This is a genomic window from Mumia sp. zg.B17 (assembly GCF_019550915.1).
Classification (GTDB): Bacteria; Actinomycetota; Actinomycetes; order Propionibacteriales; family Nocardioidaceae; genus Mumia.
Window position 1 is genome coordinate 449,194 of sequence record NZ_JAHWCI010000005.1, and the last position, 14,561, is coordinate 463,754.

Below are 14,561 nucleotides of genomic sequence, written 5' to 3' on the forward strand. Positions count from 1 at the left end.
GAGGCTGGCGCTGGGGTCAGGCAGGGTCGGCCGCGTGCATGTGGCCGTAGGCGTACTCGCCTCGTCGCAGCAGCATCGCGACCAGCATGAAGAGGGGCATCAGCACGTGCCCCAGCATCATCAGACCCATCTCGGCGAGCACACCGGCCCACAGCAGCGGGAACAGCACCCAGAACCCGGCGTACATGGCGAGGGTCATCTCCACGACGAGCTGGAGGCGGGCGCGATGGAACCGCATCCACGCCACCATCGTGATGCTCATCGCCGTCGCCATCGCCGTCGCGTCGACGTCGGGGCGCGAGGCCCACGCGGAGACGGCGGTCGACCCGGCCAGGACGCTCCACAGGGGGTAGAGGGCCGCCATGCCGACAAGCATGGCCACGATCATCTCCAGGTAGTGACGGGTGAACGTCCAGGCCGGACGCCGCCACCACGAGAGCGGGCGCTCGGCTTCGGCGGTGACGGACGCGCCACCGTGATGCTGGGACGTCATGAGGATCCCCCCTCAACTCGTACGCGTGTGTACGAGATCAAGGTAACACCAACTCGGACACATGTGTACGAATTGTTTCTGGGATGGCACGCACCGACCGCCGTACGTCCGTACGGCGACTACTCGACGTCGGCGGGAAGCTCGCGCGTCCTGATGAGCTCGTCAGCGATCTCGCGCAGCGGGACGTCGTGGCTCGTCGACGCACGGCGCAGGACGTTGAACGCCTGGTCGGCCGAGAGGCCGAAGCGTTCCATCAGCATTCCCTGCGCCTGCCCGATGGCGACTCGGGTCGCCAGCGCCGACCGGAAGCTCTGCTCCTTGCGGGTCGACGAGATCACGACCGCGATCTGGGTGGCGGCGAGATAGCCCAGCTCCCTCGCCTCGTCGTCGAAGGCGTCGACCTCTTTGCCGTAGAGGTTGAGCGCTCCGATCGTCTCGTCGCTGGTGAAGAGGCGATAGCTGACGATGCTGCGGACACCGAGGTCGTGCACGACGCTGCCGGCCCACAGCGGCCACCGGGGGTCGTGTGCCAGGTCGGCCGCGTAGACCGTCGGGGTCTCGACCACGGCATCGAGCGACGGACCCTCGCCGAGCTCGGCCTGGAGCTGGTCGGCCCGCAGAGCCAACGAGTCGCTCTCGGCGAGACTCTCGAAGGACTCTCGGCCGGCGAAGGTGATGCTTGCGGCCGCACAGCCGCCGATGTAGGTCGCGACGAACTCGACCGACTGCTGAGCGACGGAGTCGACGGTCTCGGCCGCGTCGATGTCGCGCGCCGCCATAGCCAGGTCGCCGAGAGCGCCCGAGGGGGTGTTGGAGAGCACGACTCAGATTACTCCGTGCTGTCATCGCCCCGGTAGACCGTGGTCTGGCGACATCGGAATCTGTGTCCGGACCGTTGTGGAGCAGAGACGCCAGGACGCACGCACGTGTGACCGGACCCATACCCGCCGGCCGCCTCATCCCGCGGGAGCCGCCATCACCGCAGGCCAGCGCGTTGCGACGGTGCCCGCGTCGTACTTCGCCATGAACAGCGGCTTTACCGCGCGATGAAATGACTGCTATACAGGCGGCCGAACGCGCGTGCCGCAATCGGAGTCGGCCGTGCAGAAGGGAGCTTCGCATGACCGACGTCGACACAGCTCTGAACGAGGAGACGCCCTACGCGCGCGTTGGCGGTGGAAGTGCTGTCCGCGTGGTGGTCGATCGTTTCTACGAGCTCGTCATCGCCGACCCGCAGCTGGCTCCCTACTTCGCCAACACCGACCTCCCCACGCTGAAGCAGCACCAGGTGCACCTGATCTCCCACCTCCTCGGTGGACCGGTCGAGTACACCGGCCGTGAGCTGCGGGACGCACACGTCGGCCTCAACATCACCCACGAGGCGTACGCGCTCGTGACGAAGCATCTGGTCGCGGCCCTCACCGAGGCAGGCGTCCCCGACGACATCATCGCGACGCTCGGCGGCACGCTCGTCGCGGTCGAGCCGGACATCGTCAGTCAGGAGAGCTGACCGGCGTGGATCCAGCAGCACTCAAGGAGAGCTGGGCGTACGTCGCCAAGCACGGCGACGACGTCCCGCTCTTCTTCTACTCGCACCTCTTCCTGTCCCACCCCGACGTCCGGTCGATGTTCCCCGTCTCGATGTCCGCGCAGCGGGACAAGCTCGTGACGGCGCTCGGCACCGTCGTCAGCAACGTCGACAGCCTCGAGAACGTCGTGCCCGTGCTCGGACAGCTCGGGAGCGACCACCGTCGCTTCCGGGTCTCCCCTGACCAGTACAACGCCGTCGGCGGCTCCCTCCTCGCGACCCTCAAGCACTTCCTCGGCGAGCAGTGGACGGACGAGCTGGCGGCGGACTGGGCCGCGGCGTACGGCGTGATCGCCAAGACGATGGTCCAAGGAGCCGAGGAGTCGGCCAAGACCACGCCTTCGTGGTGGGACGCGGAGGTCGTCGACGTGGAGCGACGCACGCTCGACGTCGCGGTCGTCCGGCTCCGGCTCGACCAGCGTCTCCCGTACCGGCCTGGTCAGTCGATCGCCGTCGAGGTTCCCCAGCGTCCTCGTCTGTGGCGTTACTACAGCCCGGCGAACGCGCCGCGCGACGACAGCTCCATCGATCTGCACGTGCAGATCGTCGACGGCGGGCAGGTCAGCAGCGCCATCGTCAAGGACCTGCAGCGTGGTGACACCGTCCGGATGAGTGCTGCCGTCGGTGTCGCTCTGACGCTGGAGGATCCGACGCGAGACCTCCTCCTGGTCGCCGGAGGCACAGGCCTCGCCCCGATGAAGGCGGTCATCGAAGAGGTCGACGCCTACTGGCGCCAGACGGGACGTGGCCCGAAGGTCCACCTGTTCCACGGTGCGCGCATGCCGTGGAACCTCTACGACGACGAGGCGATGCGCGAGATGACGAAGCGTCCGTGGTTCTCCTACGACGCAGCCGTCTCCGACGACACGACCTACCGGGGCCAGCGTGGCACCGTGGGCCACGTCGCGGCGGCGCGCGGCGGCTGGCGAGGCTACCGGGCGTTCGTCTGCGGGTCACGCGGGATGGTCGAGAACACCGTCCCTCAGCTCGTCTCCGCGGGGATCCCGCCCAGCGACATCCGTTACGAGGACTTCGGCGAAGGCGGCTACCGACCGCGCGACACGGCAAAGGACGGGTAACAGCCATGACGACCCCCACGGATACCAGCAGAATCTCGTCAGAGATCCGTCAAGCCACCTTCACGGTCCGTCGGCGCGGGCTCGACGAGCAAGAGGTCGGTGACTACCTGAGCCAGCTCGCCATGGCCGTCCAGCGCCTCGAGGAGGACAACGCGAGGCTGCGCGCCGACCTCCGCACCAAGGAGGAGGAGAAGCACAGCGAGCCGATCAGCGCCCAGGCCGTCATCATGTTCGCCGAGGCCCAGAAGGTCGCCGACAGCCTCATCGACGAGGCGGTCACGCACGCGCGCGACCTCATGATGTCGGCACGGGCGCAGCAGCGCGACATCGTCCGAGACGCGCACGACGCCGCGACCGAGGCCGTCCGCAAGGTCGAGCCGCTGGCACAGACGACCGAGGGCACCCGTTACGACCACCCGATCCCCGAGATCGAGTACGTCCGCACGTTCGCGAAGGTCGCGCAGATCCAGCTCCGGTCCGTGCTCGACGCGCTGACCGAGCAGGTCGACGCGCTGGGCGAGATGCCGAAGCTCGAGACGACGCAGAAGCGTCTCGAGCCACCGGTCGGACCGTGACTATCCGGGCTCGCCGGAGCCGAGGGCGTCGGCGAGCCCGCGCATGCCGGCAAGCAGTCCACCGTCGACCCGCAGGTCGGTGCCGGTGATCCAGCTCGCACGGTCGGAGAGGAGGAAGGCCACCGCGTCCGCGACGTCCTGCGGCACGCCCACCCGCTGCAGCGGGTACCAGCCGGTGGCCTCGTCGAGCGCGTGGGGATCGGCCGCCAGCTGCCTCCGGCGTACGGCGTTGATGACCGTCCCGGGTGACACCGAGTTGACGCGGACACCGTGCGGCCCGTACTGGACGGCGAGGGTACGGGTGAGGTTGAGCACCCCGGCCTTGGCTGCGCTGTAGATGTCGGTGCCGAAATAGGCGTGCCCGTTCACCGAGGCGATGTTGACGACCGAGCCACGACCGGCCTCGCGCATCGCCGGGAGCAGTGCCTGGCAGAGTCGGAACGTCCCTCCGAGGACGACGTCGAGGTCCTGTGACCAGGTCGCCTCGTCGATGGTCTCGAAAGGCTCGCCGCTGCAGGTAGCCGCTCCGTTGACGAGGCGGTCAGGAGGCCCGAGGCGCCGGACCAGGTCGGAGGTGACCTGGCGGACCTCGTCGGCGGACCGCAGGTCCAGACCGACGGCCTCCGCGCCGTCGAGGTCGTCAGCCACCGCCTGGACCGTGTCGAGGTCACGGTCGGCCAGCACGACGTGCGCGCCTTCGGCCGCCAGGGTCCGGGCGATGGCCTGCCCGATGTCGCTTGCCGCACCTGTCACGATCGCATGTGTCATGACGGAACCCTGTCGGGTCGTGGTCAGAAGGGCAACCGTCGCGGACGTGGGGACGTTCGTGGAGCGGTGATCAGGAGCGTGCGAGGGTGTCGAGGTCGCGCACCGCGTAGCGGTGGTGCTCGACCTCTTCGCCGAGCACCACTCCGAGGCAGCGCCGTACGACGTACTCGCCGTCGGGGTACGGGTCCGCGGGCTTGCGCCGGCAGACCCGGTCCAGCTCGGCCTCGGTCAGCCCGTCGACGAGGCGCCGCACCGAAGCCATGCGCTCGGACCGCGCAGCGAGCACCTGGTCGAGCGACGGCGTGGCGTCGAGCGTCAGCCCCAGCGCGGATGCGACATCGGCCGGCATCCCGCTGGAAGGAAGCCCCAGCGGATGGTACGGCGCCTCCTGCTCGAGCACGGCGTTGCCGAGCCAGGCATCCGTGGCGAACAGCAGGTGGCGCTGAGTCTCGACGAACGACCACTCACCATCGACGCGCTCGTGCAACGCCGACTGCGGCATCAGCCTGGCGCGATCGACCGTCACAGCCCACATCGCCTCGATGGCGTCCCAGGCGGCCTGGTAGTCGGCCGGAGTGACGGCGCCCCGGGCGAGGACCCGCTCGGGCTGCCGCTCGTCGAGCTCGCCCTGGACGTACGCGGCGACGTCGACGTCGTTGACGACGATGCGTGTGAACTGACCGCCGACATAGACGTCCTCCCCGTAGCAGTCGACGATCTTCAGCCCATCGACCGCGCAGTCGCGGACCTCCAGACCGGAGAGGTCGGACTCGGAGATCCGGGCGCCACGGAACTGGTCGCTCTTCTCGTACTCAGCAGCCACCGAGCAAGTCTTGCGCAACGGTCTTCCGTTCCACAAGGCGCGATGCGGGCTACGACTGGAGGGGCTCCCCCGTCTCGAGCAGCGTCTTGAGCCCGGACAGGACGGTCATCCAACCGACCCCGGCCACACTCCTCGCGGTGCCCGGCGACCGCTCCAGCTGGTCGTGGACCACCGTCAGCAGGCACACTCCGGAGTCTCGTGGCTCGATCTCCCACGTGACGCGACTGAGCGGCTCCGACGCGAGCTCCGGGTCGTACGCCGACGTCCAGCCGTGGACGAGACGTCGTGGCGGATCGAACACCATCACCTCGGTGTCACCCCACGACGAACCGTCGGAGCCGTAGGCCTCGTAGCCCTCCGGCGACACGGAGATGCGCGCGCCGTAGAAGTACTGCGCGGTGAACTGGGGCGAGACGAGCGCCTCCCAGAGCTTCTCGGGGGTCGTCTTGACGAGGATCTGATAGACCTGCACGGTCGTCGCCTGCGCGTCCTGCGTGTTGCCGATGGTGCTCATGTGCCCTCCTGCGAACGGTTGTCTTCGAGCCTGGCCTTGAGGTCTGAGAGAGCGGCGACCCGTTGCTCGGTGAACTTGTCGATCCAGCGGTCGTGGACCAACCGGATCGGCACCGGGTTGAGGAAGTGCAGGGTGGAGCGTCCCTCCTTGCGCGTGACGACCAGGCCGGCCTCCACGAGCACCTTGAGATGCTTCATCACACCGAACCGGGTCATCTCGAACTCTTCCTCCAGCTCCGTCAGCGTGCGCCCGTCCCGCGCGAAGAGCAGGTCCAGCAGGCGCCGACGCGTGCCGTCGGCCAGGGCCCGGAACACCACCTCGTCGATGTCGTCGTCTCTCACGCTTCCGACGTTATGTGACCAAATGGTCACATGTCAAGCCTGGGCCAGCGAGCCGCCTCGCTCGGTACGGCGTGGACCCGCATGAGATCTTCGAGAGGGGATGGTTCGGCAAGCGAAGGAAGAGACATGCAGCAGGTGAAGGCAGTGGTCGCACGCGCCAAGGGCGAGCCGGTCGAGGTGACGACGATCAACGTCCCCGATCCCGGACCCGGCGAGGCGGTGGTCGCCGTCCAGGCCTGCGGCGTCTGCCACACCGACCTCCACTACCGGGAGGGCGGGATCAACGACGAGTTCCCCTTCCTGCTGGGCCACGAGGCGGCCGGCGTCGTCGAGGCGGTCGGACCTGACGTGACGAGCGTGGCCCCCGGAGACTTCGTGGTCCTCAACTGGCGGGCCGTCTGCGGCGAGTGCCGTGCGTGCAAGCGCGGCGACCTCCAGTACTGCTTCGACACGCACAACGCCACCCAGAAGATGACGCTTGCCGAGGGCCCCGACGCGGGCACGGAGCTGACCCCCGCGCTCGGCATCGGCGCGTTCGCGGAGAAGACCCTCGTCGCCGCCGGCCAGTGCACCAAGGTCGACCCGTCGGCTCGTCCTGCCGCCGTGGGCCTCCTGGGATGTGGGGTGATGGCCGGCATCGGTGCCGCCATCAACACCGGAGGTGCCACGCGGGGCCGCTCGGTGGCCGTCATCGGGTGCGGAGGTGTCGGCGTCGCCGCGATCGCCGGTGCGGCGCTCGCCGGCGCATCGCCCGTCATCGCCGTCGACATCGACGCCAAGAAGCTGGAGGCTGCCCGCAGGCTCGGCGCGACCCACACCGTGGACTCCTCGACGACCGATCCGGTCGAGGCGATCCGCGAGATCGTCGGCGAGGTGTACGAGGGTGCCGAGGGAGCCGACCTCGTGATCGAGGCCGTCGGTCGTCCCGAGACGTGGAAGCAGGCGTTCTACGCTCGCGACCTCGCCGGCACCGTCGTCCTGGTGGGCGTGCCCACGCCCGACATGACGCTTCCTGACATCCCGCTGGTGGAGATGTTCAGTCGCGGCGGCGCGCTGAAGTCGAGCTGGTACGGCGACTGCCTGCCGTCGCGCGACTTCCCGATGCTGGTCGACCTCTATCGGCAGGGCCGGCTCGACCTCGACGCGTTCGTCACCGAGGAGATCGGGATCGGCGACGTCGAGGCCGCCTTCGCCCGCATGCACGACGGCGACGTGCTCCGCTCGGTGGTGATCCTCTGATGGCCCGCGTGGACCACGCCGTCTCGTCCGGCACCTTCAGCCTGGACGGGGAGACCTTCGAGGTCGACAACAACATCTGGGTGGTCGGGGACGATCGGGAGTGCGTGGTGATCGACGCCCCCCACTCCGTGGAGGACATCCTCGCCGTCGTCGGTGACCGGACGGTGACCGCGATCGTGTGCACCCACGCTCACGACGACCACGTCCGGGTGGCCCCCGCCCTCCGCGAGCGGGTGGGCGCCCCGATCATGCTGCACCCGGCCGACCGGCCGCTCTGGGAGCTCACCCATCCCGACACCACGTGGGACGTCGATCTCGCCGACGGCGACACGATCACGGTCGGCGGGACCGAGCTGCGCGTCCTGCACACGCCGGGACACGCACCCGGCGCCGTCTGCCTCTACGCCGAGGACATCGGCTGCGTCTTCACCGGCGACACGCTCTTCCAGGGCGGCCCCGGCGCGACCGGACGGTCGTACTCCGACGCCGACGTCATCCGCGAGTCGATCCGATCCACGTTGTTCACCCTCCCGGAGGACACCGTCGTGCACACCGGCCACGGTGACGACACGACGATCGCCGCCGAGAAGGCAGGGATGAGCGACTAGGTCGCGTCGCGCACCCGCTCGGCGAAGCGGACCGTGCGCTCGCGGAGACCGGCGACCCGGCGAGCGACGAACGCGTCCGGGTCGCCGGCTCCCTCGGCGCGGGTCGGCCGACGCCTCGCGTGCCCGGAGCAGGAGAGGTCGGCATGCACGAGCGTGCCGACGGTGTTGCCGTTGCGACCCGACGACCCCGACCGCTTGGCGACGTAGAGCACGACGTCCTCGGTCGCCTTGACGTCCTCGCACCACGTGCAGATGGCCGGCCGATGCCCGGTCGTCTGGGCCGTCCGGAGCAGCAGGCCGACGAGACCCTCGGCGGTGGGGACGACGGCGTAGGCGCGCCGTGGCGCCTTGGGATCGACCCAGCCGAGGAAGTCGCGGGAGTCCCAGTCCACCTCGTCGAGGGACGGAGGCACAGGCGCCTGGGTCGCCTCTCGACGCGAGGCGTTCACGAACGATGAGCGGATCTCGGACTCGGTGACGGGATGCATGACGGACTCTCACGGCTGGGGGCGGGGGACCACACACGATCGTGCGTCGGCCCGGCCGTCAGATCAAACCCGTTTCGTCGGCTCCGTCTCCGGCTCAACCCACACGGTCGAGCAGCGCACGCGAGCGTTGTACGGCGAGCGCGGTCGCCTCGGCGTCGTAGGTGGGCAGGGTGCTGTCGAGGAAGAGGTGCGTGTTGCCGGGATAGAGGAACAGCTCGGCGAGGTCCGGCCCGACGGTGTCGACGATCCCGCGCGCGGCCTCCACGTCGCCCTCGTGCGCGAAGATCGCGTCGTCGTCCTTGCCGTGGATCTGCACCGGCACCCCGTCGGGCCAGGGTCCGAACGCCCACTCCCCCGTGATGGGGAGGCACCCCTCGTACAGCAGAGCTCCCCGAGCACCGGGCCGGGTCTGCGCGAGGCGCTGAGCCTCCATGATGCCGAAGGAGATGCCGGCGAAGACGAGCTCGGGCGGCAGGCCGCTCAAGGCCGCATCGACCCGCTCCCGGACGACGTCGTCGTCGATCGACTGGGCGAACGCCATCCCCTCCTCGAGACTCGCGGGCGTCTCCCCGTCGAACAGGTCGGGGGTGTGCACGGTGCGCCCGCCTTCGGCGAGCTGGTCGGCGAAGGCTCGCACCCCGTCGGTCAGTCCCTGCACGTGGTGGAACAGGACGACGTCGGTCACGATGTGCTCCTCTCGCCGCGGATGTCGGCGCCGACGACTTTAGGGCGGCGAGAGGGGCCGGTCAACGGCCCGATCCGGACGAGGGAGGGCACGAGACGCCGGGCGGTGTCGAGCTCGTGGTGGGTCAGGCCGTCCGGTACCCCCGTTCGCCCGCTGCGTGCGCAGCGGGCGACGAGCTGACCGTGGACCGGCGGGAGATCCCCGGGTGCTATGCCCTCCCGCCGGTCCGCGGAGATCAGAACCGCGAGAACGGCTTGGGCGTGGCGTACCCGAAGGTGTCACCGGCGCTGAACGCGTCGACACCGAACGTCGAGTTCAGTGCACCTGCGGCCGTCGCCGTCAGCCGCAGACGGACAGCTCCGTACCGAAGACGGTTGGAGAATCCGATGGTGAACAGGTCGGCGCGGCCGACGTTGCCGATGGTCCCCGAGACCTCAGCGCTCACCCGGAGGCGACCGAGGTCGATGTTGAAGTTCTTCAGCGCGATGGTCGACGACCCGGCAGTGAGGCTGAGGCCGCCGCTGTGCCTGATCCGCAGCTTGCCGAGGGTGTAGCCGGTGATGGGGAAGGACGCCGAGAGCGTGTCCCTGAACGGAGCAGCCTTGGCGCCCTCGATCGGCGCCGGCGTGATCCCCGCTCCGGCGATCAAGGAGTAGACCTCCGGCGCGACGACCACCTGGGTGTAGCCGGTCCGCGGCCGGGTCTGGGCCTCGGCGGGCGCTGTTGCCACGGCGACGAGCCCGAAGCCTGTCAGGAGAGCGACGAGCGCTCCGACCAACCGGTTCCTCTTCATGAGTCTGCCTCTCTGTCGAGTGTGCCGGTCACCCGGCCCTTCACTAGTACTTCGCCCGACAGCGGCGTACGGATGCCAAGGATCAGATCTCCAGGCGAGAATCTTCCAGATCGAGGTCCTGCAGGATGCGGTTCGCGACCTCGTTCGAGATCTCTCCGTCCCCTCGGAGGCGCAGCAGCGCGAGGCGCTGAGCGTCCAGGACGGCTCGAACCATCCGCTGATACGACTGCGACCGGTCCTCGTACCCCTCGTCCTCCCACTTTCCCGCGCGGGCGGCGAAGCGGGCCTCGCGGTAGCGGTACATCGCTCGCATCCGTTCCACCGAGTCGGGGCGGGTCCAGTCCTGGTCCTCGAGACGGTCCATCTCGGCCAGCGCCGCCCTCGCCGCCGCAAGACGGCCTCGGACCTCCTCCGCCTCCTCCTCCCCCGCCGAGGTGATGCCGAGGCGGCGGATCAGCGTGGGTAGCGTCAGGCCCTGCACGACGAGCGTCACCAGGATGACGGTGAACGTGAGGAACACGATGAGGTCACGGCTCGGGAAGGCGTCGCCGGTGTCGGTGGTCAGCGGGATCGCGAGCGCCACCGCCAAGGAGACGGCTCCGCGCATGCCGCTCCATGCCAGCACCAGACGGAGGCGTGGGCCCACCCGTCGGGCACGTTGGGACGGCCGGCGGTCCACCACCCGGATCAGGTAAGGCACGGTGAAGAACCACACGAGCCGTACGCCGACGACCGCGCCCGCCACGGCGAGTGCATAGCCGGTCAGGGCCGCGGCGGAGTAGTCCCCCAGCGAGTCCACCACCGTCGGGAGCTGCAGGCCGATGAGTACGAACAGCAGCGCGTTGACGAGGAAGTCGAGCAGGTCCCACACGAAGAACCCCTGGAGCCTCGTCCTCGACTCGGGGAGGATGCCCGGTGCACGGATGCCCACGTAGAGACCTGCGGTGACCGTCGCCAACACACCCGAGGCGCCGAGCGCATCGGCCGGGACGAAGGCCGCGTAGCCGGTCAGCAGGGAGATCGTCACGCTCACCTGTGCATCGGAGATCCGGGCACGGATCTGGGTGGCGACCCACCCGATCGCGAGCCCGATGAGCACTCCACCGAGAGCACCGAGCACAAACTCCGCACCGGCCTGCCCCAGGGAGAACGTGCCGACCACGACCGCCGCGACGGCGACCCGGTACGCGACGAGAGCCGTGGCGTCGTTGAAGAGCCCTTCGCCCTCGACAGCGCTGACCAGGCGTCGCGGCGCCGAGAGCCGACGCATGATCGTGGCCGCGGCCACGGGATCGGTGGGCGACACGATGGCGCCGAGGACGAAGGCGGCGCTCCAGGGCAGGTCGGGGACCACCGCGTGCGCCACCCAGGCCACCGCACACATCGTCACGAGGACGAGGGCGACGGTGCTGAACGTGAGCGCGCGCATGTTGGCGCGGAAGTCACCGAAGTTGGCGTAGATCGCGGACTTGTAGAGCAGCGGCGGCAGGAAGATCACCAGCACGACCTGGGGGTCGAGGCGCACCTCCGGCAGGCCGGGCACGAACCCGACGAGGGCACCCCCGACCACGAGCACGATCGGGTACGGCACGGAGATCCGGTTCGCGAGCGCTCCCAGACCCGCGACGGCGACGAGCAGACCGAGGATGAGGATCTCGAAATCGCCCATCGCCCCACGATGTCAGCCTCGGCTCGCGTGCGCGCGTCATCTCACGTCCCGCCTGCTGGGCACCCCTGCCAATCGGTTGTGCACAACTCAATGTCGCGCTAGACATGAGGCATGGCCATGCCGACCCTCGACGAGCAGCTCTGCTTCGCGCTCTATTCGGCGTCGCGCGCGATGACGGCGACGTACCGACCGCTGCTGAAGGGGCTCGGACTCACCTATCCGCAATACCTCGTGATGATGGCTCTCTGGGAAGAGGGCCGGACCACGGTGGGTGAGCTGGGCGAGCGGCTGCAGCTCGACTCGGGGACGCTCTCGCCGCTGCTGAAGCGACTGGAGGCACACGGATACCTCCGCCGCCAGCGCTCGACGAGCGACGAGCGGGTCGTCGAGGTGGTCCTCACTCCGGCGGGCTCCGACCTCGAACGCGAGGCGCGCGGCGTTCCGAGACAGGCGTTCTCGGCGACCGGCATGACCGCACACGAGACCGCGGACCTGCGCGAGGCGGTCCGCCGTCTCAGCGAGGCCCTCAATGCATCACGACGGAAGGAATCCGAGTGAAGACGCTCTACACCGCAGAGGCCCTGTCCACCGGCGACGGACGCGACGGCCACGCCAGCAGCTCCGACGGCCGGCTCGACGTCGAGCTCGCCATCCCCGCAGAGATGGGAGGGAGCGGCGAGGGAACCAACCCCGAGCAGCTCTTCGCCGTCGGGTACGCCGCATGCTTCCACTCCGCCCTCCGTCAGGTGGCACGCCAGGAGAAGGCCGACATCTCGGACTCCGCAGTCGGTGCCCGGGTGTCGCTCGGCTCCAACGGAGACGGTGGTTTCGGCCTGGCCGTGGAGCTCGAGATCACGCTCCCCCACATGGACGCCGCAACCGCCGAGGTGCTCACGGAGAAGGCCCACCAGGTCTGCCCGTACTCCAACGCCACCCGCGGCAACATCGACGTCACGCTCGTGGTCAGCGACGACTGACCGACCGCACGTCCTCGAGTGCGTCGCTCAGCCGAGGTTCTTCCGGAGCCCGACGAGCACGCCGCGGTCGAACCGTTCGACGGCGACGCACTCGAGGCCCGCGTCGCTCGCCGCAGCGTCGACGAGCGACTCGGCCTGGGCGCCCGGACCCACCTGGACCACGGCGTGGCCGCCGTCCAAGAGGTGGTGCCCGATCAGCGCGATGCTGTGCCGCGCGAGACCGAGTCCGTCGACCCCTCCGTCGATCGCCAGTGGCGGGTCCTCCGGGAACTCGCCGATCTCGTCGGTCGGGACCCACGGCGGGTCCGCGATCACCACGGCGAACCGCTCGTCCTCGTCGAGGACCGCCTCCGGGGAGCCGCACCGGATGTCGACGCGAGCCCCCGCGGCGTCCGCGTTCGACCGGGCGAAGGCGCAGGCGCGCTCACTCAGGTCGACCTGGACGAGGTGGCGCTCCATCATCGATGCCGCGAGCAGACCGATCTGCCCGGCGCCGGAGAAGATCTCCAGCACAGAGCCCTCCGGGGACCGTGAGGCGAGCTCGACCGCGAGCTCGGACTGACGTGCGGTCCAGGGGCGCGGACGCAGGACCGAGTCGTCGAAGGCGATCGTCAGGTGGCCGAACGGAGTCGTCTCAACACGTCGTGGGGTCACGCCTCATTCTCCGTGAGCCGATCCCGCCCCACCGATCGGCCCTGCCCGAGACAACGGCTCGCGGCACGCTCTTGGACGCCGCCGCCTCTGCTGCCGCGCCAATCCAGACGCTGCCGACCTCGGCGACTCCGGTGAGCGCGGCTCGACCCGACGTCACGGGATGACCCGACGTCCCGCACAGGGATGCCGGTGGCCGTCCGGTCAGGAGGGCGCCGCAGCACGCAACTTGTCCAGCAGCTCGCCAGCGGCCGAGTGGAGGAACTCCTCCTGCTTCTCGTCACCGATCTGCACCAGCGCGACGTCGGTGAAGCCGGCCTCCCAGTACGCCGACACCGCCTCGACCACGGCATCCAGGTCCGGCCCGCACGGGATCGACGCCGCCACGTCGTCCGGTGTCACGAACGCGCTCGCCGACTCGAACGCCTGAGTCGTCGGGAGGTTCGCGTTGACCGGCCAGCCCAGACCGAACCACCGGAACTGCTCGTGAGCCCGCTCGATCGCGGCGTCGCGGTCGGTGTCCCAGGAGATCGGGATCTGGCCGATCTTCCGCGAGTCCGGCAACGGCGTTCCCGAGCGCGCTCCGTTCCACTGCTCGATGATCTCGCTCTTGGGCTCGGTGGAGATCAGGTGGTCGGCCACCGGAGCGAACTGCTCGATCGACTTCGACCCCGACACGGCCACACCGATCTCCACGGGGTCGGAGGGAAGATCCCACACGCGGGCGGAGTCGACCTGGAAGTGCTGCCCGTCGTAGTCGACCAGCTCACCGCTGAACAGTTCCGTGATGATCTCGACCGCCTCGTACAGCATGGCGTGACGTTCGCGCGTCGCGGGCCAGCGTTCGCCGACCACGTGCTCGTTCAGGTTCTCTCCGGCACCGAGGCCGAGCGTGAAGCGCCCGTCGGAGAGCAGGCCCAGGGTCGCGGCCTTCTGCGCGACCACCGCGGGGTGGTAGCGGACGGTTGGGCAGGTCACGTACGTCATGAGCCCGACCCACTCCGTCGCGTGGGCGACCGCCCCGAGCATGCTCCACGCGTACGAGGCGTGCCCCTGCGTGTCGAGCCACGGGAAGTAGTGGTCGCTGGCCACCTCGAAGTCGAAGCCGACCCTCTCCGCCCTCACCGCGTAGTCGACCAGTGCCTTCGGTCCGGACTGCTCCGTCATCAAGGTGTAGCCGAACTGCACGAGATCCTCCTGGTGGTCCGATGAGGCGCCTCGAGGCAGCGCGCCGCCGTGAAGACGCCGGTACCCGAGGCGGTGGGGGTCA

19 protein-coding genes are annotated in these 14,561 nt (G+C 69.3%); 7 read left to right on the forward strand and 12 right to left on the reverse strand.

Translation table 11 applies throughout. From position 1 onward, the window contains the following. Nucleotides 1-16: 16 nt before the first annotated feature. Both KV097_RS07815 and KV097_RS07820 read right to left on the reverse strand, forming a co-directional pair. A complete protein-coding gene (locus KV097_RS07815; protein ID WP_220340987.1) occupies nt 17-493 on the reverse strand; it encodes a hypothetical protein in 477 nt (158 codons plus the stop codon). Nucleotides 494-612: 119 nt separating this feature from the next. Further along, nucleotides 613-1,314, reverse strand: coding sequence for a GAF and ANTAR domain-containing protein (locus KV097_RS07820; protein WP_220340986.1), 702 nt, complete (start codon nt 1,312-1,314; stop codon nt 613-615). Nucleotides 1,315-1,613: 299 nt separating this feature from the next. Here KV097_RS07820 and KV097_RS07825 point away from each other — a divergent pair, with 299 nt between their 5' ends. From KV097_RS07825 to KV097_RS07835, 3 genes are read left to right on the forward strand one after another with little or no spacing between them, the layout of a single operon-like run. Beyond that, nucleotides 1,614-2,003: a group 1 truncated hemoglobin gene (locus KV097_RS07825; RefSeq protein ID WP_220340985.1), complete on the forward strand. Its 390-nt coding sequence runs from the start codon at nt 1,614-1,616 to the stop codon at nt 2,001-2,003. A gap of 5 nt (nt 2,004-2,008) precedes the next feature. Continuing rightward, nucleotides 2,009-3,160 (forward strand): globin domain-containing protein, encoded by a 1,152-nt coding sequence (locus KV097_RS07830; protein ID WP_220340984.1) that lies wholly within the window; start codon nt 2,009-2,011, stop codon nt 3,158-3,160. A gap of 5 nt (nt 3,161-3,165) precedes the next feature. Next, the gene (locus tag KV097_RS07835; protein ID WP_220340983.1) at nt 3,166-3,735 is read left to right on the forward strand and encodes a DivIVA domain-containing protein; all 570 of its coding nucleotides are present in this window, start codon (nt 3,166-3,168) and stop codon (nt 3,733-3,735) included. Here the strand turns inward: KV097_RS07835 and KV097_RS07840 are convergent, their stop codons facing one another. The 4 genes from KV097_RS07840 to KV097_RS07855 all read right to left on the reverse strand — a co-directional run bounded on the left by KV097_RS07840 (nt 3,736) and on the right by KV097_RS07855 (nt 6,181). Continuing rightward, entirely contained in the window at nt 3,736-4,503 is a 768-nt protein-coding gene (locus tag KV097_RS07840) for an SDR family NAD(P)-dependent oxidoreductase (protein ID WP_220365555.1), read from the reverse strand. 70 nt (nt 4,504-4,573) lie between these two features. Beyond that, the gene (locus tag KV097_RS07845) at nt 4,574-5,326 is read right to left on the reverse strand and encodes a DinB family protein (RefSeq protein WP_220365556.1); all 753 of its coding nucleotides are present in this window, start codon (nt 5,324-5,326) and stop codon (nt 4,574-4,576) included. A gap of 49 nt (nt 5,327-5,375) precedes the next feature. Continuing rightward, nucleotides 5,376-5,840, reverse strand: coding sequence for an SRPBCC domain-containing protein (locus KV097_RS07850; RefSeq protein WP_220365557.1), 465 nt, complete (start codon nt 5,838-5,840; stop codon nt 5,376-5,378). Beyond that, the gene (locus tag KV097_RS07855; protein WP_220340979.1) at nt 5,837-6,181 is read right to left on the reverse strand and encodes a helix-turn-helix transcriptional regulator; all 345 of its coding nucleotides are present in this window, start codon (nt 6,179-6,181) and stop codon (nt 5,837-5,839) included. The genes KV097_RS07850 and KV097_RS07855 overlap by 4 nt, the downstream gene beginning before the upstream one ends. Before the next feature lie 126 nt (nt 6,182-6,307). Here KV097_RS07855 and KV097_RS07860 point away from each other — a divergent pair, with 126 nt between their 5' ends. Next, nucleotides 6,308-7,420 carry an S-(hydroxymethyl)mycothiol dehydrogenase gene (locus KV097_RS07860; protein WP_220346730.1) on the forward strand — a complete coding sequence of 371 codons (1,113 nt, stop codon included), beginning with the start codon at nt 6,308-6,310 and terminating at the stop codon, nt 7,418-7,420. Then, entirely contained in the window at nt 7,420-8,028 is a 609-nt protein-coding gene (locus KV097_RS07865) for an MBL fold metallo-hydrolase (RefSeq protein WP_220365558.1), read from the forward strand. Before KV097_RS07860 ends, KV097_RS07865 begins: the two co-directional genes overlap by 1 nt. Here KV097_RS07865 and KV097_RS07870 read toward each other — a convergent pair. The 4 genes from KV097_RS07870 to KV097_RS07885 form a co-directional block, all read right to left on the reverse strand. Next, on the reverse strand, nt 8,025-8,516 hold the full coding sequence (locus KV097_RS07870) for an FBP domain-containing protein (protein ID WP_220346728.1): 492 nt from the start codon (nt 8,514-8,516) through the stop codon (nt 8,025-8,027). The two genes, KV097_RS07865 and KV097_RS07870, sit on opposite strands and share 4 nt — an antisense overlap. A gap of 94 nt (nt 8,517-8,610) precedes the next feature. Next, entirely contained in the window at nt 8,611-9,201 is a 591-nt protein-coding gene (locus KV097_RS07875) for a dienelactone hydrolase family protein (RefSeq protein ID WP_220365559.1), read from the reverse strand. Between the two features lie 235 nt (nt 9,202-9,436). Beyond that, entirely contained in the window at nt 9,437-9,994 is a 558-nt protein-coding gene (locus tag KV097_RS07880) for a hypothetical protein (protein WP_220340974.1), read from the reverse strand. Nucleotides 9,995-10,076: 82 nt separating this feature from the next. Further along, nucleotides 10,077-11,663 carry a Na+/H+ antiporter gene (locus tag KV097_RS07885; RefSeq protein ID WP_220365560.1) on the reverse strand — a complete coding sequence of 529 codons (1,587 nt, stop codon included), beginning with the start codon at nt 11,661-11,663 and terminating at the stop codon, nt 10,077-10,079. A 111-nt stretch (nt 11,664-11,774) separates the two neighbouring features. Between KV097_RS07885 and KV097_RS07890 the strand changes: the two genes are divergently transcribed. Both KV097_RS07890 and KV097_RS07895 read left to right on the forward strand, forming a co-directional pair. Then, nucleotides 11,775-12,221 (forward strand): MarR family winged helix-turn-helix transcriptional regulator, encoded by a 447-nt coding sequence (locus KV097_RS07890; protein WP_220365561.1) that lies wholly within the window; start codon nt 11,775-11,777, stop codon nt 12,219-12,221. Then, nucleotides 12,212-12,640, forward strand: a complete 429-nt coding sequence (locus tag KV097_RS07895) for an organic hydroperoxide resistance protein (RefSeq protein ID WP_220346873.1) — start codon at nt 12,212-12,214, stop codon at nt 12,638-12,640. Before KV097_RS07890 ends, KV097_RS07895 begins: the two co-directional genes overlap by 10 nt. 27 nt (nt 12,641-12,667) lie before the next feature. Here the strand turns inward: KV097_RS07895 and KV097_RS07900 are convergent, their stop codons facing one another. Beyond that, entirely contained in the window at nt 12,668-13,294 is a 627-nt protein-coding gene (locus tag KV097_RS07900) for a methyltransferase domain-containing protein (protein ID WP_220340971.1), read from the reverse strand. 201 nt (nt 13,295-13,495) lie between these two features. Then, nucleotides 13,496-14,479 (reverse strand): TIGR03557 family F420-dependent LLM class oxidoreductase, encoded by a 984-nt coding sequence (locus KV097_RS07905; RefSeq protein WP_308289371.1) that lies wholly within the window; start codon nt 14,477-14,479, stop codon nt 13,496-13,498. Nucleotides 14,480-14,561: the final 82 nt, after the last annotated feature.